The organism is Pandoraea sp. PE-S2R-1 (genome assembly GCF_002179865.1).
Classification (GTDB): Bacteria; Pseudomonadota; Gammaproteobacteria; order Burkholderiales; family Burkholderiaceae; genus Pandoraea.
This window is the reverse complement of the sequence record NZ_NGUR01000015.1, coordinates 169546-188970: the sequence shown is the minus strand read 5'-3', so window position 1 is coordinate 188970 and position 19425 is coordinate 169546. Positions and strand designations below refer to the sequence as shown.

Here is a 19425-nt window from a genome sequence, read left to right as displayed (position 1 = left end):
GAACACACGCGGGCACAAGGGCGCATCACAAAAATTACGGCATCCTAATAAAATTCATCGGTTGTTCCGTGTCTCGCCGATGACGCGCGCCGTGGCGATAGCCCTTGCGACGGGCGGCCTGTTCGTCGACGCCCACGCCCAGCAGGCGTTCAGCGCTGGATGGTTCGCTGCCCGGGGCGCCGCGCAGAGCACGGCCACGCAGACGGGCCGGTTGCCCAATGGCATGCCGGTGTCGTCACTGAATACGCCCTCGGAGCAGCAGCGTCTCGCAAACATTCAATTGCAGCGCTCCATCGATAATCTGGGTATCACGGCGCAGGCCCTTGCTGCGCAACAATCGATGCAAGCGGCAGCGCGTCAGGCCGCGCAGAACGATGCTTCCGTGCCGGATGGACTGATCACGGGCGGCCTCAAAGTCGATACCAACAGCCTGACGCAAGGCTGGATCAACGCGAACGCGCCGACGCAGACGACGTCCGACGGCAAGACCACGGTCGCCGTTCGCCAGACCGCCGACAAGGCCATTCTGAACTGGGAGACGTTCAACGTCGGCAAGAACACGACCGTTGCGTTCGATCAACAGCGCGATTGGGCCGTGCTCAACCGGGTGAACGATCCGCAGGCGCGTCCGAGTGTCATTCAGGGCCAGATCAAGGCGGACGGCACCGTACTGATCGCGAACCGCAACGGGATCTTGTTCACGGGCACGAGTCAGGTCGATACGCGCAACCTCGTGGCTGCCGCCGCCAGCATCACGAACGATCAGTTCAAGAACAATGGTATTTACGGCACTGGCACGAACACGCCCACCTTCACGGGGGCCGCAGGCAAGGTGCAGGTGCAGGCGGGCGCACAGATCGGCACGCGCGCACCGAACGCGTCGACGGACGGGGGCGGTTACGTGCTGCTGCTCGGGCAGGAAGTCCACAACGCGGGCAGCATTGCCACACCCCGAGGGCAGACCGCCATGGCGGCCGGCGACAGCTTCATCATCCGGCGGGGTGTCGGCACCGACAGCGATCCCACGTTGACGACGCGTGGCAACATGGTCACGCCGCAGTTCGATGCGAATAGCGCGTCGGGGCTGGTTCGCAATACCGGGCTGATCGTGGCGCGGGAGGGCGACGTATCGCTCGTTGGGCGTGACGTACAGCAAAACGCCGTTGCCATCGCCACGACGACGGTGAACACGCGCGGTACGCTGCATTTCGTGGCCCTCGGCGCAGACGGCAAGGTGGCCCTTGGCCCCGGCGCAACAAGCGCCATCGTCATCGAAGGCAATGGCAGCGCGTTGAACAGCCAGCGCAGTTCCCTGCTCGGACCGCCCGTCGACAGCGCGTACGACATCAACCCGGTGAATGACCGTCGCGATCAGTCGCGCGTGGAAATCACGAGTTCCGGGACCATCGACTTTCTGCCGGATTCGTTGACGCTTGCCACCGGCGGGCAGATTGTCGTCAACGCCGCGACACGCAGTCTCGTGCGCGACCGTGCGCAACTCGATGTTTCGGGTGCCGTCGGCGTCAATCTGTCGATGGAGAGCAACAACGTCAAGGTCAACGTGCAGGGCAACGAGCAACGCGACGCGCCGGGCAATCGCGACAACCTGCTGCTCAACAGCAATGACGTGTGGATCGACCGGCGCAAAGTTGTGTTTGTCCCGAAGGGCACGAACGGCTACGACAGCGACCGGTGGTACACCGGTGGCGGCTTGCTGGAAGTCGGCGGCTATCTCGGCACACAAGGTCATACGGTCGGCGAGTGGATGGCGCAGGGCGGCTCGCTGACCTTCAGCGGCAAAGACGTCGTCACACAAGCTGGCTCGAAGATCAACCTGTCGGGCGGCACGTTCAATGTGCAGACGGGCACCCTGAACCAGACGTGGCTCAAGGGCGCTGACGGACGTCTCTACGAGGTATCGTCGGCCCCCGGCGACTTGATATACACGGGCGTATACAAGGGTTTCGAGGACACTCACGCGCGGTGGGGCGACAAGGCGACGCAGTATTACGCCACGCCGTTCATCGGATCGACCACGCGGCTGGAAAATGGTTACACGGTTGGCCGCGATGCCGGCCGTCTCGTGATTTCGACCCAAGGTGCCGTGCTCGAAGGCGGCATCGTGGGCGATGTGTTTCAGGGCGCGCGCCAGACGCAAGCGCCGGCACCTGACCTCGATTCGTACAACCAGTCGCAGAACGCTGCCGCTCGTCGCGGTCAACTGATCGTCGGCCAAATCCAGCCGATGTATGACAAGACGAGCGGGCTGCTGTACGACAACCTGAGCGCGGTGATGCGTCAGGTCGACCTGCGTGAGGCGCAGGCGAAGATTGCGGCGGGGCTGGATCTCACGACGGCACTGCCTGCCGATCGTCAGGGCGGGCTGGTACTCGACACGTCGTTGCTCAACGGCTTTGCTCTCGGTGCGATTCGTGTTGCAGCCAAGGACAAGATCGAGGTGGGCAGCGCGCTTCAGGTGGCCTCGGGCGGCACGCTCACGCTGTTCGGCAACGATATTGCCGTGAATGCCGATGTGACGGCGCATGGCGGGCGTATCCAGATTGGCAGCCTGCTGAATCAGATGGGCCAGAACGGCCTCGCCGATACGGTCGCCAATGCGGCATCGCCCATCGGGAACGTAGCCATTGCCGAGGGGGTGAAACTCGACGCGAGCGGCTTGTGGCGCAACTTGTTGACGTCCCCCGATGGCGTCGATGGTCTGCCATATCGCGACGGTGGCAGTGTCTCCATTCGCGGTAGCGGCAATCTGGCACTCGCGCGTGGCAGCCTCGTGGACGTGTCCTCCGGTTTGGCGGTCATGAGCGACGGAAAGTTGCAGGGCGGACGGGGCGGCGACGTGACGCTGGCGGCCGTGGGCAACGGTGCAACGCTGGCCCTCGATCCGAACGCTGCGATTCGTGCCTATGGCTTTAGCGGCGGCGGCACGCTGGACGTTCAGTCGCGCAAGATCGTCATCGGCGACACATCGGCAGCGCCGGAACCCGGCACGTTGGCGTGGGATGCCGGATTCTTCAATAAAGGATTCTCCAGCTACCGCGTCACGGGGGCGTCGGGCGTGGCGGTCAACGACGGCGCGTACATCGACGTCACCATGCCGGTCTATCGTCGCGCCGATGAAACCCGCGATCTGACGACCGGCGACCTGCGTGACATGTTCACCGTCTGGACACCGCCGTTGTATCAGGCCGATGCCGCCAAGGCGAAACTGACCCAGCGCAAGGGCGCAAGTCTGATGCTCCAGACGGGTAACTACCTGTCCACGGCAGCAGACATGGCGGCATCGCAATTGACGATCGGCAAGGGGGCCGTCGTCAGCGTCGATCCGGGCCAATCGATCACGCTGAACAGCGTCGGTCAGATGACGATCGATGGCACCCTCAACGCCTGGGGCGGCAATATCACGCTGGGCGACATGAAGGAAAACGGGCTGATCGCCGAGACCGTGAATGCGATCGGGCACGGCCGCTCGATCTGGATCGGCGAGAACGCGGTGCTTGACGTCGCAGCCCGCGCGGCCACGGCGCTCGACGCGCGCGGCAATCCTTACGGCTTCGTGCGCAACGGCGGCAACATCGTCATCGGTGGCGATATCAATCACGTCAACGGCACCGCGACGGGCTCGGACCTGTTCATCGTCGTGCGTGATGGCGCATTGCTCGATGCGTCGGGTGCGCAGGCAACCCTCAATGTCGACGCGCAAGGGAACCGGCTCGTCGCATCGAATGGCGGCAGCATCTCGCTGGCATCCAACAGCGGTCTTTATCTGGACGGCGCTTTCAAGGCCGCATCGGGGGGCGGCAATGCGGCCGGCGGCACCCTGTCGGTGGCGCAAATCACCGCGATGTACCGGAAGAACGACGCCACCCAACGTGTCTTGAAAACACGCGAGCTGATTCTTGAACAGACGCAGAGCGCGAGCCCGTTGCGCACGATCCAGACGCCCGCGCAGGCGGCTGCGGCATTGACGTACGGCTATGGCCGTTTGTCCGTTGCCCAGATCAACGCGGGCGGCTTCGACAATCTCTCTTTGTTCGCATCCACCGCCGTCGCCGGTGACGTGTCGCTCAAGGTCAACCAGAATCTTCAGTTCTACGGGGGGATCACCACGGTGGCGGGTTCCACCGGTTCGCCGAACGTGCATCTTGAATCCTCGTACCTTCGTCTGGCCATGCAACGTCCGGGCGGCCGGGACGGCTATGTCACCCCCGGCACAACGACGCCACAGGTCCGTCCGGTCATCGCCAAAATGGACGCCCTCGCCAATCTGATCGATGTGCGCGGGAATACGATGTTCAACGCCGATCTCATCGAATTGACCAGTCGTGGAGACCTGCGCTTCATGGCGACGGTCGACGGATGGGACGGGCAAGCGCCTGCCACGTCGCTGGTCGGCCCCGGCGACATCACGCTGCGCGCGGCACAGCTGTACCCGGATACGAACGCAGGGGCGGCCGTTATCGCGGGAAGCATTGCGAGCGGGTACGACCCGAAACGCACGCTGACCATTGCACGCACGACCGATACCATCCCCGATGTCCCTTTCTCGGTGTTCGGCACCCTTTCGCTGCTGGCAGCGAATATCGAACAGGGCGGGATCGTTCGCGCGCCGCTTGGACGCCTTCGGATAGGCGCAACCGGCTTCAAAGATGAGGTCACGCTGAACGTTCACCTGCTCCCCGGGAGCGTGAGTTCCGTGAGCGGTGCCGGGCTTGTCATGCCGTACGGCGGCACGACCGATGGGCAAAGCTGGCAGTACAACGGCAAAGACGTCACGCCAGACGGTGTGGGCGGGTCTGACTTCCGCGGCAACCTCGTGCGGGGTATGGTGCTGGGCGGGAAGTCGATCACTGTCGATAGCGGCGCAGTGCTGGACCTTTCCGGTGGCGGGGAACTGACGGGGGCAGGCTTCGTCTCCGGGCGAGGAGGGTCCACGGACGCTCGCTTCTATCCGCTGGTGCAAGTGGGGCCGAACGGCGGACTGACGTTGCCGGACCTGAAGACCAATCCGGTTTACGCGATTGTTCCCGGCACACAAAGTGGCTACGCGCCGTCGTCGGGCGGCGGTGCCGCCGATCCGGCCATCGGCCGTCAGATCACCATTGGCGCGGGGGTGCCCGGACTTCCGGCAGGCACTTACACGCTGATGCCCTCGACGTATGCGCTGCTGCCGGGCGCATTCCGGGTGGAGATCAACGCACGCGCGGGACAGGGCGCAGGCGGGGTGGCGCTGGCAATGCGCAATGGATCGTGGTCGGCGTCCGGCACGCTGTCGGTCGCAGGCACCGGTACGCACGATAGCCTCGCCAGCCAGATCATTCTCACGCCTGCAAAGGTCCTGCGGACCTATTCTCAGTACAACGAAACCGGCTTCACCGCATTTTCGCTGGCGGATGCCGCTCGACGAGGGATTCCACGTCCCGGATTGCCGGCCGACGCGAAGACGCTTCAACTGACGTTGCAGCAAGGGGCGGGGGCGGATGCCTTCCGGTTCGACGGCATCGGTCGCTTTGCACCCGCAGCGGGGGGCTACGGGGGGACAGTATCCGTTGTCGTGCCTAACGTGGGTCAAAAACAGGCGATCGAAATTGTCGCCGCACAGGCCACCGCCGGGTTTGCCGGCGTCACGCTGCGGGCAGACAGCCTGAACAATATCGGCGCAGCCCGCATGGTCATCGGCGGCATGACAACGACGACCTACGGGCAAGGCGGCAACTATGTGACGTTCGGTGAAAATACGCCGCTGGAGATCTACCTGCGCAGCGGCACCACGCTTTCGGCACCGGAAGTTTTCCTGGTGGCATCGGAATCCTCCGACCCGACGGCACCCGGCGGCCTGATCCGGGTGGAGCAGGGCGCGAGTATCAATACGCTCGGCCGTGGCAAGGTCGCTTACGACGCCGCCGACGGCTTCGTCTATAAATCGGACCGCTATGTGCTTGCCGCGTCCAACGGGCTGCTCAATATCTTGCCGTCGACCAGTAGCGCGCGTGGCGCACTGGAGATCGGTGTGTGTCCCACCGGCGAATGTGTCGGCACGACAACGCTCTATTCAGAAGGCACGCTGGCCGCGTCGACCACCGGGACATTCACCATTGACGACGCGGTGCGCTACGGCACGCGCAATCTGACGCTGGCCGTGGGCGCGATCAACATCGGGTCCACGCAGGCGCTCGCAGCGGCGCAGGCAAACGGCACCGCTGCGGCGGGGCTGGCGATGAACCAGCGCGTGCTGGATCGTTTGCTGCACGGTGACACGTCGACAGGCGCCCCCGCGCTGGAAACGCTCACGCTGAGCGCCGCAAACAGCATCAATTTCTATGGCGACTCGGTACTCGATACCTATGACAAGGCCACCGGCAAGTCGTCGCTGAGCCGTCTGGTGCTGACGACCCCGGCCATGTATGGGCAAGGCGACAGCGCAAGCGTCGCGACAATTCGCACGGCGAATCTCGTCTGGGGCGGCACGTCGAACACGCCCGGCACGGTGATTGCCAGCGGCGCAGGCACGGGGGCCGGTACGCTGAATCTGGAGACGGATCGCTTCGAATTCGGCTTCAGCCCGTTCGCTCAGCCGAGCAGCGTGACCTCGTATGAGCGCCTGGCGCTGGGCTTCGCGAACGTCAACATCAAGGCTAGCGAGCGCATCACGTCGAACCACCGGGGCAGCCTGTCGGTGTACCAGTCGCAAGGCGCTTACGACACCTACAACGGGTTCCAATATCAAGGCGGCAACCTGAACCTGACGACGCCCTTGATGACGGGGGCCGCGGGTTCGTCCAGCCGAATCACGGCAGGCGGTGCGATTTCCGTCGCGGCACCGGCGGGCGCAACGCCCGTCGACCACTCCCGCGATATCGATGCCCTTGGCGCGGATCTGACATTGCACGGCGACACCTTGCGTGTGGCCACCGCCGTGGTGTTGCCGAGCGGCAAGCTCACGCTGATTGCCGACAAGGACCTGACGCTGGCCGACAGTGCGCAGATCGATCTGGCAGGACGCAAGCGAAGCTTCTTCGACGTCGACAAATACACGTGGGGTGGCGACGTCGTGCTGGAAAGCCGTGGCGGCAACATCTTCCAGTCAGCGGCGTCGACGATCGACATCTCCGCCGTCAACAGCAGCGCAGGCACGCTCAAGGCGGTGGCCCTCGATGCGGCAGCGGGGCAGGTGGATTTGCAAGGCAGGATTCTGGGCAAGAGCAGCGGCTATTACGACGCGAGCGGCACGCTCGTGCCGTTCAAGTCCGCCCGGATGGAAGTCCGTGCGCAATCGCTGGGTGCGGGTTCTCTGGATACCCAGTTCGCGGCACTCAACACGCGTCTAAACGAGGCAGGCGTATTGGGTGGTCGCAGCTTCCAGCTCAAACGCGGCGATCTGACGATCGGTAACGAGGTCAAGGCGGGCGAAGTCAACGTGTCTGTCGACAATGGCCGCCTGACGGTGGCAGGGCGCATCGATGCGAGTGGAGACGCTGTCGGCACCATCCGTCTGGCCGCAAAAAATGGGCTGACGTTGACCGACGGTGCCGTTCTTGACGCGCATGGCACGCTGCTGCGTGTGGACAGCTACGGCAAGATCATCGACAGCCCGAACCGGGCCATCGTCGAACTCAGCTCGGGTGACGGCACGCTGACGCTGGCGGGCGGTGCGCAGATCGATCTGCGACACGGCACAGGAGCGGCGTTGGGTACGGGGCCGGGGCAGAACGATGGGGTGTCGCGCGGCACCCTGACGCTGAATGCCCCGCGCGTGGGCAGTCAGGGCCGTGTCGACGATGCCGACGCCCCCACGTATGGCGACATCGCCATCGATGCGCGTGGCGGCGTGACGATTCGCGGCGCGAAGTCGATTGCCCTGAATGGCATGCAGCGTTACACCGATGCGCCTTATGCAACCGTCAAGGACGCTAACGGCAATGTGGTGCTGGACGTCAATGGCAAACCGGTGCTGGAACTGGCGGCGGGTGGCCGCCCGTATCAGGTGATCGATCAGGCCTACCTCGACGCCAAACACGCCGACAGCACGCAATTCATCGACCATGCATTGGTCAACGGCAATCTGCTGAACGCGAAGATGGCGGGGTTGAACAACGCCAACTACCTCAACGTCTTGCATTTGCGTCCCGGCGTTGAAGTCGTCAGCAAGACCGCCGACGGCGACATGGTCGTTCGTGGCGACGTGGATTTGTCCGGCTACCGCTACGCGAGCCTGAATCCGCTGACGGCGAAGACCGGTGTCTATGGCTCTGGCGAAGTGGGCATGCTGACCGTGCGCGCCGGCGGCAATCTCGACATTTTCGGCAGCATCAACGACGGCTTCTCGCCGCCGCCGGTCACCAAGGACGACTCGGGCTGGATGCTGTTGAAGGGGATCAACTTCGGCGGCGACGACATTGTGGTGCCGGGCGTTGGAGTGACGCTGGCCGACGGCACGGCCTTCCCCGTCGGTTCTATTCTCAATTACGACGTGCCGATCAGAGGCTTCGTTATCCCGGCAGGGGTGCGCGTGCCGGTATCGGTCACGCTCGCCGAGCCGTTGGTGTTGCCCGCCGGGACGGTGCTCGCAGCCGCCATACGCGACAGCGCCGGCAACGTGCTTTACGCGGCGGGCACCGTCCTGAAAACGACGGTCACCATCGCCGCGAACGCGCGTCTCGACGCAGGGTCGGTGTTCACCTCTGGCGTGAGCGTCAGCGCGATGATCTGGCCGAAAGGCATACCGTTGCCCGGTATGCCGGACCCGGGAGAGGGGACCCTGACGCGAAACTTCGTATCGCTTAACGGCGCCAAAGCGCTTGCTGCCGGTGCGATCATTCCGTCGGGAACCGACGTCAAACTGCCGGGGGATGCCGACTCGGTGGCGTTGCGCCCGGAGATTGGCGGACGTCAGGGCAAGGTGTGGGCGCTCGCGCAAATGCTGCCGGAGGGGTCGCAGTCATGGTCGATGCGACTGGTGGCAGGCGCGGACACCGACGCCGCCGACAGCCGCATTGTGCAAGCGCGCCCGCCGCATGGCGATCTGCGACTGGCGGACAGTCACTACGGCATGTATGGCCGGGGTATTCCGCCCAAGGGGGTCGGATACTGGACGCAAGCCGCCGCAGACCTCGGCATCGACGGCATTGTGGCGGGGGAGAAGATCGAAGATGATTTTCTCAAGAGCATTGGCGTCGACATGACGGCCGAAGAGTTTTGTAAGAACGATTCGGAAAACTGTCAGGTGAAGGTGAGCTACACCTGGACCCAACAAGGTGCGGACGAATTTGCCGACCCGAGCGTTCGCGCGGGTGACGTGGTGGATACCGTGGGCTTGAATTGGCCAACCTTGTGCGAGGACAACCCGACATGGTGTACGACCCCGGGCATGACCTATGCCTACTCCCCGACGAACCAACGCTTTAGCGTGTTGCGCACGGGCACGGGCGATCTGGAACTGCTCAGCGGCGGCAACATGCGCATGGACTCGCTGTTCGGCGTCTATACCGCAGGCACGTCGTCGAGCGCCACGCGTGCGGGGGACCCGTTCAATCAGCCGCGCGGGAAAAATTCGTTGGGCAAGGTACTCAGCGAAGTGGCAGGCAACAATGAGCCGTTCGTGAACGGCGGCGAGGAGAGCTTGTATCGCGCGTGGTATCCCGATCAGGGCGGCAATCTGTTGCTGCGCGTCGGGGGGAACCTGACGGGATCGTTGCTGCAACCGAGCGGGGCGAGCTCCACGCGACCGCTGCCGGGGGATGCCGGCTATGACAGCGCGAATGTCGGCACGTGGCTCTGGCGTCAGGGCAGTGCCGATGTCGATATCGGTGCACCGGCGCAGCCTACGGCATGGTGGATCAACTTCGGTAGTTTTGTCAGTGGGTTGGGTAACGGTGTCACGCGTCTGGTCGGCTTTACCGGCTTCGGAACGCTGGGCGGCGGCAATCTCACGGCGCAGGTCGACGGCGACGCAGGTCAGTTGGCAAGGCTCGTGGGCAGCCGGTATGACATCAACGTGAACGCGCGGCCGCAGGGGCTTGCCCTGGCCGTCGGGGGCACCGGGCGCGTCGCGCCGGATGGCAGCATCTCCTTGACCGGCGGCGGCGATCTCGACGTGCGTGTGAGCGGTGCGATCAATCCGATCGGTGTGAGCGCCCTCAATCACGCAAACGGCGTGGTCACCAATCTGCGAGGTCATACGGAGATCAAGGCAGCGACGATCGGCGCGATCGATCTGACCTACGGGAGCACGTCCACCCAACATACGCCGAATGAAACGCGCGCCTTCGATGCTTTCCGGTCGACGCGAGGCATTGCGCGGGGCGGGTTCACACTCGTGCCGGGGGACGCCACCTTTAGCCTGTATTCGTTGTCGGATCAGGTCACGCAGGACGTCGCGGACCCGGGCCGCCTGCCGTTGGAGTTTTATTCGCCCTACGTGAGCAAATCCGCCATCAATGGTTATGGCTGGAGCTGGTTCACCTTGTGGACGAATCGCACCGCCATCGATATGGTGTCCGCCGGGGGAAATCTCACACCCTTGACGAGCATGGTCGGCACCGTCACCGACGAGGGGATCGTGTACCCATCGATTCTGCGGGCGGTTGCGCCGAGTGGCAGCCTGTACTACGGCCAGGCGGTTCGTTTCTACCAAGCTGACAGCAGCGTCTCCCCCATGCCCCTGCTGCTTGCGCCGTCGGCGTCGGGCGGTGAGTTGCAATTTCTCGCAGCCGATTCGATTTTCGCAGGGGTGTTCACGGTCAGCCCGTCGAGCGCGCCGACGAGCACGATGCCGACACCGCAACGGCCTGCGTATCTCGCGTGGATGTACCCCATTGGGGGGTCATACGCGTCGACGGCGGACGCCCGCAACTATGCGGGGGACGGTAATCGCGCGAACAGCTCGACGTTCCCGATGTTTGTCTTCGGTGCAAACTCTGCGGCAGGGTTGCCGAATACGGGCGCGTCAACGTCGCTCTTTTACGCGGTGGACGGTGATCTCGTCGGCGTGAACACCGGACGTGTCCTGAAATTCACCGGCAAAGGAAACTTCTTCGAAAAAGACCCGAGACTCGGCCGCACATGGTACGAAGGCGGGCCGGTCGCCATGCGGGCAGGGCGCGACATCGTGAGAAGCGGGAGTCTGGTGCTCGAGGACGGTGCGGGAATCGGGAATGCCGAGTTCGGCTACACCGGCACGGGGAACTTGTTCGTGCACAGCAATGCGTCCGATGTTTCGGTTGTGTCCGCCGGTCGCGACATTCTGTACAGCACGTTCAACGTGGCCGGCCCCGGCACGTTGGATATCAGTGCCGGTCGCAATATTCTGATGGAGGATCGAGCGGGGGTTACGAGTCTGGGGCCGGTGGTGTCGAGCGACACGCGCCCCGGGGCGGGCATCGCCATGCAGGCGGGCGTGGGGGCGAAGGGACTGGATTACCTCCAGTTCGTCAAACCCTATCTGGACGCGACGAATCTGGCGCGTACCGGCGTACCGCTGGCAGATCAGGCGGGCAAGGTCGTCAAGACGTACGAAACCGAACTCGTGACATGGCTTGGCGAACGTTACGGATTCTCGGGGACGGCAGACGAAGCGCGTGCCTTCTATTTCGCGTTGCCGGTGGCGCAGCAGCGTGTCTTTGCCCGCAACGTTTATTTTGCGGAGTTGAAGGCCGGTGGTCGCGAGTACAACGATCCGGCGAGCCCGCGCTACGGCAGCTTCCTGCGCAGCCGCAATGCGATTGCCACACTCGCACCCGAGATCGACGCCGATGGCAACCCGGTGACGTACGCCGGCGATATCGTGATGTTCCGGGGGCTGCGCACCACGTATGACGAACTCAACCGGCGGTATGAATATACGCCGCGCAGTGGTTTCGTCCGAACCAATTTCGGCGGCGATATTCAGATGCTGACGCCGGGTGGCCGAATGGTGGTTGGCATTGAAGGTGCGGCACCGCCTGCGCAATCGGGGGTGTTGACGCAAGGGGGCGGCAACATCGAGATGTTCTCGCACGGCAGCATTTTGCTGGGGCAGAGCCGCATCATGACGACGTTTGGCGGCGACATTCTGGGATGGTCGTCGGAAGGCGACATCAACGCCGGTCGGGGCTCGAAGTCGACCGTGGTGTACACGCCGCCCAAGCGTGAATACGACCAATGGGGCAACGTCAAGCTATCGCCGCAGGTGCCGAGTACCGGTGCCGGGATCGCCACGCTCAATCCGATTCCAGAAGTGAAGGCAGGCGACGTTGATCTGCTGGCACCGTTGGGGACGATCGATGCTGGCGAGGCGGGCATTCGTGTGTCGGGCAGTCTGAACCTGGTGGCGCTGCAAGTGGTAAATGCTGCAAACATTCAGGTGCAGGGCAAGTCGGCGGGATTGCCGGTTGTCGCTGGCGTGAACGTTGCCGCGCTGACCAATGCCAGCGCGAGCGCATCGCAGGCGGCCGCTGCGGCACAGGACGCCGTGCAGCGTGAGCGTAATGCCGCACGTCAGTCACAGCCGTCGATCTTCACGGTGCGCACGTTGGGGCAGGGCAGTGAACCGGCGCCCGGGGAGACGGGCAGAGCGGCACCGTTGCGCTCGTCGCTGTCACCCACGACTACCGGCTACAACGCGTCCAACCCGGTGCAGATCGTGGGGCTCGGGGAGAAGGTCGATCAGGCACTGTGGTCACGTCTTAGCGATGCGGAACGTCTGGCGTTGCGGCAGGACCGGTAAGTCTCGACGTTGAATCGCAAGGGGGAAGAAGCCCATCGGTCTGAGCGGGAGTTCGGTCGGTGGGCTGTTTTATTTTGGGGGGCCTGTGGCCCGGGAAATGCTGGGGGCAGACGCGATTGAAAACGGACGCGCCGCTCCGAAGCGGACGTTGAGGTCTTGGCGTCATCCAGAAATACCCAAGAAAGCGAATTTTCTCGAACGCTACAGCATTCGGATTTATGGCTCCGGCATCGACAACCGACGATCGATAGTTTCGACAGCATGTTCAACCGAAACATGAGCTGTGTCGATGACAAGATGTTCTGATTCCCATGCATCGTATTGACGCTCGAGCACGTCCTTCCAGGTTGGCAGCTTGTGGCCAAGGATGTCTGCCCGTCGCTCCTCGACCCTCAGACGGTGCGCCGTTTTATCAGAACAAATTAACTCAATCTCGAAGATGCTCACACCTGCTTCGAGCGCCACACGTCTCCAAGCGCTACGCGTCACATGCAACGAATTGACTGAGTCCACAACGACGGTCAACCCAAGGCGCAAATTATCTTTCGCAACCGCATATGCGGCCAGATAGCCGGCAGGTCCGATATCCGCCGCGTTGCTCCCGGCCGCGATAAATGCCTGTTCCAACGTATCGATCCGCAGATAAACTGCCGCGAGCTTACGAGCAAGCGTTTGCGCTACCGTTGTCTTTCCGGTGCCCGGCAGCCCTCCGAAGGCAATCAACATTTTCGACGCTCTCTGCATTGGAATATTGGCCGATTGTCGCGGATTCCTGTCGCGACCTCCAGTGGCCGGTGTTGGCCGAAAACGGGCCTCGCATTTTGACCGCTACACGGCCCGCGCCCGGTGGGGGGGGCCTACGGGTCACTCCGACTCCCCTACGCCGTTACCGTTTTTATTCCTATTAACACACCGCTGATATTAGTAATAAAAACGGTTACCTCGAAGCGTAGTAACTACTTGAAAGCAGAGGGATGGCCATTCCTTGTTCAAACGGTTACCGTCACGCCGCGGGGAGTGATCTGCGTAGTGCTGAGGAATAAAGTCGGTTACGTCGATGATAACGAACGGCGGCTTTCGACCCGAAGCAGGCAATCGAGCCTCTTGGAGGCAGACGTTCGCCAGACCGCGTAATGCCCTTACCAGTCGAACCCCTGGACCAGTTCTTGCAACGTGGCAAAGAATGGCTCTTTATCGGAGACGTTGTACTGACCATTTGCAAAAAGGATTACAAACTTCATGCACGCGGTCCGCCTCTCCTCTTCAGTGCCTTTGAGCACATCATCGACGGCTTTCTGCCCGTCACGCCGAACCGTGCTGTTGATGTAGCTGGCAAGAGCTTGAGCGCCCAGCGAGTCTGGAATCGATTTAAGTAACTCGTTGGTATACCTGGCAGTGGCACGGGCATATGAAGCATTTGCGGTCCTCCACTTCGCCACCATGTCGGCTGGAAATGACTCCTCTTCGCCCAGGAGTGCCTTGCATGTCAACGCCATCCGACCGATGTAGAAGGTTCGCGTTGCAATGAAGCCGGTTGCCGCATTTCTCTCCTCCGAGAATGGGGGGGTTACTGCGGCCCTCGCGGCAATTTCGGTAGGAGAGAGGCGCTGCTGGGCATAAGCAGTGTCAGCAAGGCCAGAAAAAACGCTGACGGCTGCAAGCGTTGCTGCCAAAGTAGGACGCATTCGTAGATTGTGAGTTGGTTACGGTGTCGAAGGAACGGCGGTCCCAATGGTATCTCTCAGCTTGCTAAGGTGGAGTCTCAGATTCTACGAAGTACAGGTATTCCACAAGGCCCGTCAGGTTTGCGCCACAAACGTACGCGTACAAGGTGCGTCGAGACATGGGATTGCATCCACGAACGCGTTGTAGAGGCATACTGAACGACCGCTTTTGGCCGAAAGCGGTCCTCGCACTTTGACCGCTAAACGGCCCGCGCCCGGCAGCGTGGCCCACGGGGCACCCCGACTCCGCTACGCCGTCACCGTTTTTATTCCGATTAACACCGCCTCAGCGCCCTCCGCAACTAACGTGATATAATCGTTGACTGATCAAACATTGATCCGTCCAAAAAATGTCTTCTAATCCGTCCACCCCGCATTCGGCGGGGCAGGTGTTGCCTTTTCGGCAGTCCATCGTGGCGATGCTGGGTCTGTGTTTCTGTACGATGCTGGTCGCGCTCGACCAGACCGTCGTCGGGACCGCGCTGCCGACCATCGTCGCTGAACTCAAGGGGTTCGAGTACTACGCGTGGGTTGCCACGTCGTATCTGCTCACCTCCGTCATCACCGTGCCGATCTTCGGACGGCTCGGCGACTACTACGGGCGAAAGCCGTTTGTGATCGCCGCTATCGTCGTCTTCACCGGCGCTTCCGTCCTGTGTGGTGCGGCAAACAGCATGCCGTTCCTCGTGATCGCGCGTGCGCTGCAAGGCATTGGCGGTGGCATGCTCGTCGGTACCGCCTTCGCCTGCATTCCTGAACTGTTCCCCGATCCGCACGTGCGCCTGCGCTGGCAAGTCATGCTCAGCTCGGCGTTCGGTATTGCGAATGCCATCGGCCCCTCGCTCGGTGGCTTTCTCACGGAAGCCTATGGCTGGCGCTCGGTGTTCTACGTGAACCTGCCCGTCGGCCTGCTCGGCCTCTGGTTTGTCGCTCGCCATCTACCCCATATGCGCGCCGACGAACACGGCAAGGCCAGTCTCGACTGGCTGGGCGCACTGCTGATCGCCGCCGCACTCGGCAGCCTGCAAATGTTGGTCGAATGGTTGCCGGCAGACGGTCTCTCGCGCGGTGTGGTGTTTCTCTTCGTCGCGTTCGTCGTGACGTCGCTCGCGCTCTACTGGTGGGAACAACGCACGTCGCACCCGATTATTCCGTTCGAAATGTTCCGCAACCCGAGTCTGGCGGCGCTCTTTGTGCTCGCGGTTTTTGGCGGCTTTTCAATGTTCGGTGTGTTGTTCTACGCGCCGTTGATGTTGCAAGGCGGCTTTGGTCTGTCACCCCGCGAAACCGGCTTGCTGATCACGCCTATGGTGGTGTGTATCACCGTCGGCAGTATTGCCAATGGTCGACTGATCACGCGTCTGCGCAATCCGAATGTCATGCTATATGGCGGCTTCTTATTGCTCGCGATTGCTTGTGCAGGCGTGATCACCACGCATCGCGGCACACCGCATGGCCTCATCGCTTTCTATATGCTGCTCGCCGGTCTGGGCCTCGGCTTTGTGTTGCCGAACCTCACGGTGTTTGCGCAAGAAGTGGCGGGACGTGCGCACCTTGGCATTGCCACCGCACTCATGCAGTCGCTGCGCATGATTGGCGGCATGCTCGGGACGGCAATCGTCGGTACGCTCGTGGGGCATAGCTACACCGCGCGCGTGAAGGAATCGCTCGTCGCTACCGGTGGCCAGCAATGGACGGCGCAACTCACCGATCCGCAGATTCTCGTCAACGCGCAAGCGCAGAGCGATTTTCTGGCAACGGTGGCGCATATGGGGCAGAACGGCGCGCTGCTGATCGAGGCGTCGCGCACGGCGCTCGTCGGTGCCATTCACAACGGACAGATGCTGTCGCTCGCCGCGGCACTTGCTGGGCTGTGGTTTGTTCGCCGTGTGCCGCTCATTCGTCTTTCGCGCGGCGCCAAGCCGACGCCGCCTGCCGGAGAGTAATGGCATGCCGACACCACTGAAACGCAACGTCATTCAGCAACTGAGCCTGACGTATCGCGCCATGATGAGCGCGTTCGACGCCAAGGTCGGGCACCCGCTGCCACGCTGGCGAATCATTTTTGCGCTGGCCGAGCGCGGTACCTGTTCGCAGAAGTTTCTCGCCGAACACTGCCGTCTCGATCCGGCACAACTTACGCGCCAACTGCAATCGATGGAAGCGCTCGGCTGGCTCACGCGCGTGACCGATCCCGATGACAACCGGCTCACCAATGTCACGCTCACCGATGATGGCCAGCGCGTGCACGATGAAGCCACGCCGCGCCGTCAGGCGTTCTTCGACGATGCGCTCGACGGCATGACCGCCGCCGACATCGCCGCGCTGGAAAGTGCATTGGTTCATCTCGAAGCACGCTTTAAATCGGTATCGTCGCGTGCCCGCGGCGGCGAGGATGCAGGCAAAGCGGCCACCGAGAAGGGTAGCGACGCGACGCAGGAAACATCGACTGCCCCTCGCAAGCGTGCGGCGAAAAAGTCGATAGCCACTTAGTCAGTCCGCCAGTCAGCCGACAGTCCGCCCGAAAGTCAGTCCGCCATTCGGTCCGCCGGTCAGCCTCGTGAGGCGATCGCACCCGCCTCAATGCAAGAAGCCGCCCTCGGGCGGCTTCTTTGCTTTCACCTGCGTTCGTCAGTTGATCAGAAGAACGTCTGCACGACTTCGACCACGTTGTAATCGCCATCGACCACCGGCAGGTGACGCCACTTGTCGAACGTGAGGCACGGGTGCGAGATGTCGAACGCGATCATGTCGCCCACTTGAATATCGTCACCGGGGGCGATGCGCAGATAAGCGTGCTGATCCATCATGCCCGTGATTTCCCAGTGCTCGGGCGTCGCGGCCGGGGCCTTGTCCTTGCCCGGACGGAAGCGTTGTGCCGGTTCCGGCATGCCCGCATCGAACGCCGCGTCGCGCTTGCCCAGCGCAATGATGGCGCGCTCGGCTTCCGGAATCGACTGCACGTAAGCCCACAGTTGCAACGCCGGTTGCAGTTGCGAACGCATTTGCTTCGCAATCGGATTACGCGTGGCGATTTGCGCCTGCGCAGCCTTGTAGATGCCCACGTCGTGCGTGAGATAGCAGCCGGGACGCAGCACCACGTCGAGCGGCGCGCCCACATCCTTGTTGGCGAACTCTTCCGCTACGATGTCGTACCACGCCGAGCCCGCCCCCGAAAGCACCGCCGGCGTGCGCTCGATGCGACCCGCCGCGATCAGCTCGCGCGTGATGCCGACCGCACGTTGCAGGAACGCGCGAATGTCGGCTTCCGTGCTGAGTACGCCCTCGTAGACTTCGACACCCGCCAGCTTCACGGCGTCCTTGTACTCGGTAAGCGCATCGAGCACCGCCTGCTGTTGTGCGCTATCACGCACACCGGTACGGCCACCCGTCACGCCCAACTCGATCAGCACCTGAATCTGCTGCTTGCGGGCGCGGAAGAACTCACCCAGATGTGCGACCGCTGCGGCGGAATCGACCAGACAGAAAAACTCGAAACTCGGATCGGCGAGCAGGTCGGCAATCATCGTCATGTTGCGCTTGCCCACCAACTGGTTGGCCATCAACACGCGACGCACGCCATGGTGATACGCGGCATTGGTTTGCTGCGCGGTGGCCAGCGTGATGCCCCACGCGCCACCGTCCAACTGACGGCGGAACAGCTTCGGCGCCATCGTCGTCTTGCCGTGCGGCGCGAGCTTCACCCCGTATTCGTGAACGAAACGTTGCATCCACGCGAGGTTGTGGCGAATCTTGTCCTCGTAGAGCACCGCCGTCGGCAGGCTCAGGTCTTCGTTCAGCAAATTCCAGCCCAGTCCCGTCGTGGCCGACGGCGCCAAGGCGGCATCCAATGCGCCGAGCCCCTTGTTGAGGGTATCGATCATGCCATGTTGATAGTTTGTATCAGTCATTGAGAATTCTCCACGAAGAGCCCGCGGGCCATGCCTCGCCATTAGCCGAATGGCTCCTATAATAGCGTTGAATTACCAGCGTTTGACAATTTTGTTATAAAGTACCAAAAATTCGTCAAAATCTGAAACCGGCGCCCATCGGGGCCCCACACCGACCCAATTTGCGATCCAATCCGCGACCCAATACATGACTGAGCCCTTCGATATCGTGACGCGCGTGGCAGAACGCAGCGACGCCTTGAGCCAAGCCGAGCGCAAGGTCGCGCAGGTGGTGCTCGAGGACGTGGCGGGCGCCGCAGCCTCATCGATCAACGTGCTCGCAGACCGTGCTGGCGTGAGCGAGGCGAGCGTCACGCGTTTCGCGAAGGCGATGGGTTGCCGCGACGTGCGCGACCTCAAACTTCGTCTGGCGCAGGCGGCGGTGGTCGGGCAGCGCTTCTTTGGCGCGAACGCCGCCAACGGACAGGACGGCTCGGGCGAGACGATCGATCGCATCGCGGACGATATTCAGACAACGCTACAGGTGCACCGCGCGCTCATCAAGCCGGACACGGTGCGTCGCGCTGCCGAACGCCTCGCGTCCGCCCGCATGGTCTACGCGTTCGGGATGGGCGGCGGCTCGTCGCTCATGGCCGACGAAGCCCGTTACCGCCTCGTGCGGCTTGGGCGTCCGATTGCCAGCTATCAGGACGCCGTGCTGGCGCGCATGGTCGCGGGCACGCTGAATCGTGAAGATGTGGTGCTGGCGTTTTCCGTCAGCGGGCACACGCCTGAATTGCTGTCGGCCTGCGAGGTCGCCCGCGAATACGGCGCGCAGTTGATCGCGATCACCGCCACCGGCTCGCCGCTGGCGGCGCTCGCGGACGAAGTGCTGCCGATTCGTGCGCTGGAAACCGATTTCATTTTCAAACCGTCGTCGTCGCGCTACGCCATGTTGCTGGCCATGGATGTGCTCGCTACCGAACTGGCGCTGCTGGCCAAGCCGCAGAGTCAGGCGCTGCTGCGGCGGATCAAGTACGTGCTCGACACGCATCGGGGTGGCGGCGACCGCCAGCCTCTGGGAGATTGA

Annotated in this window: 7 protein-coding genes; 4 read left to right on the top strand and 3 right to left on the bottom strand. The window is 62.7% G+C overall.

Annotated elements, in window-relative coordinates:
* Positions 1 to 91 precede the first annotated feature (91 nt).
* Entirely contained in the window at positions 92 to 12721 is a 12630-nt protein-coding gene (locus tag CDV44_RS18250; RefSeq protein ID WP_249277616.1) for a filamentous haemagglutinin family protein, read from the top strand.
* A gap of 216 nt (positions 12722 to 12937) precedes the next feature.
* Here CDV44_RS18250 and CDV44_RS18245 read toward each other — a convergent pair whose 3' ends face one another.
* On the bottom strand, positions 12938 to 13447 hold the full coding sequence (locus tag CDV44_RS18245; protein WP_087690707.1) for an AAA family ATPase: 510 nt from the start codon (positions 13445 to 13447) through the stop codon (positions 12938 to 12940).
* A gap of 413 nt (positions 13448 to 13860) precedes the next feature.
* Positions 13861 to 14394 carry a hypothetical protein gene (locus tag CDV44_RS18240; protein WP_141118762.1) on the bottom strand — a complete coding sequence of 178 codons (534 nt, stop codon included), beginning with the start codon at positions 14392 to 14394 and terminating at the stop codon, positions 13861 to 13863.
* A gap of 401 nt (positions 14395 to 14795) precedes the next feature.
* On the opposite strand from CDV44_RS18240, the gene CDV44_RS18235 reads away from it, so the two are divergent.
* Together CDV44_RS18235 and CDV44_RS18230 are read left to right on the top strand one after the other, a co-directional pair.
* Positions 14796 to 16391, top strand: coding sequence for an MDR family MFS transporter (locus CDV44_RS18235; RefSeq protein ID WP_087689389.1), 1596 nt, complete (start codon positions 14796 to 14798; stop codon positions 16389 to 16391).
* 4 nt (positions 16392 to 16395) lie between these two features.
* Positions 16396 to 16938, top strand: coding sequence for a MarR family winged helix-turn-helix transcriptional regulator (locus CDV44_RS18230; protein ID WP_087689386.1), 543 nt, complete (start codon positions 16396 to 16398; stop codon positions 16936 to 16938).
* Positions 16939 to 17084: 146 nt separating this feature from the next.
* Here CDV44_RS18230 and CDV44_RS18225 read toward each other — a convergent pair whose 3' ends face one another.
* Positions 17085 to 18356: an amino acid deaminase gene (locus CDV44_RS18225; RefSeq protein WP_087689384.1), complete on the bottom strand. Its 1272-nt coding sequence runs from the start codon at positions 18354 to 18356 to the stop codon at positions 17085 to 17087.
* Between the two features lie 187 nt (positions 18357 to 18543).
* Here CDV44_RS18225 and CDV44_RS18220 point away from each other — a divergent pair, with 187 nt between their 5' ends.
* Entirely contained in the window at positions 18544 to 19425 is an 882-nt protein-coding gene (locus CDV44_RS18220; RefSeq protein ID WP_087689381.1) for a MurR/RpiR family transcriptional regulator, read from the top strand.

Excerpts from the sequence above, each read along its gene's own strand:
- CDV44_RS18220 (WP_087689381.1), top strand. The coding sequence starts at position 18,544 with ATGACTGAGCCCTTCGATATCGTGACGCGCGTGGCAGAACGCAGCGAC.
- CDV44_RS18230 (WP_087689386.1), top strand. The coding sequence starts at position 16,396 with ATGCCGACACCACTGAAACGCAACGTCATTCAGCAACTGAGCCTGACG.
- CDV44_RS18225 (WP_087689384.1), bottom strand. The coding sequence starts at position 18,356 with ATGACTGATACAAACTATCAACATGGCATGATCGATACCCTCAACAAG.
- CDV44_RS18235 (WP_087689389.1), top strand. The coding sequence starts at position 14,796 with ATGTCTTCTAATCCGTCCACCCCGCATTCGGCGGGGCAGGTGTTGCCT.
- CDV44_RS18245 (WP_087690707.1), bottom strand. The coding sequence starts at position 13,447 with ATGTTGATTGCCTTCGGAGGGCTGCCGGGCACCGGAAAGACAACGGTA.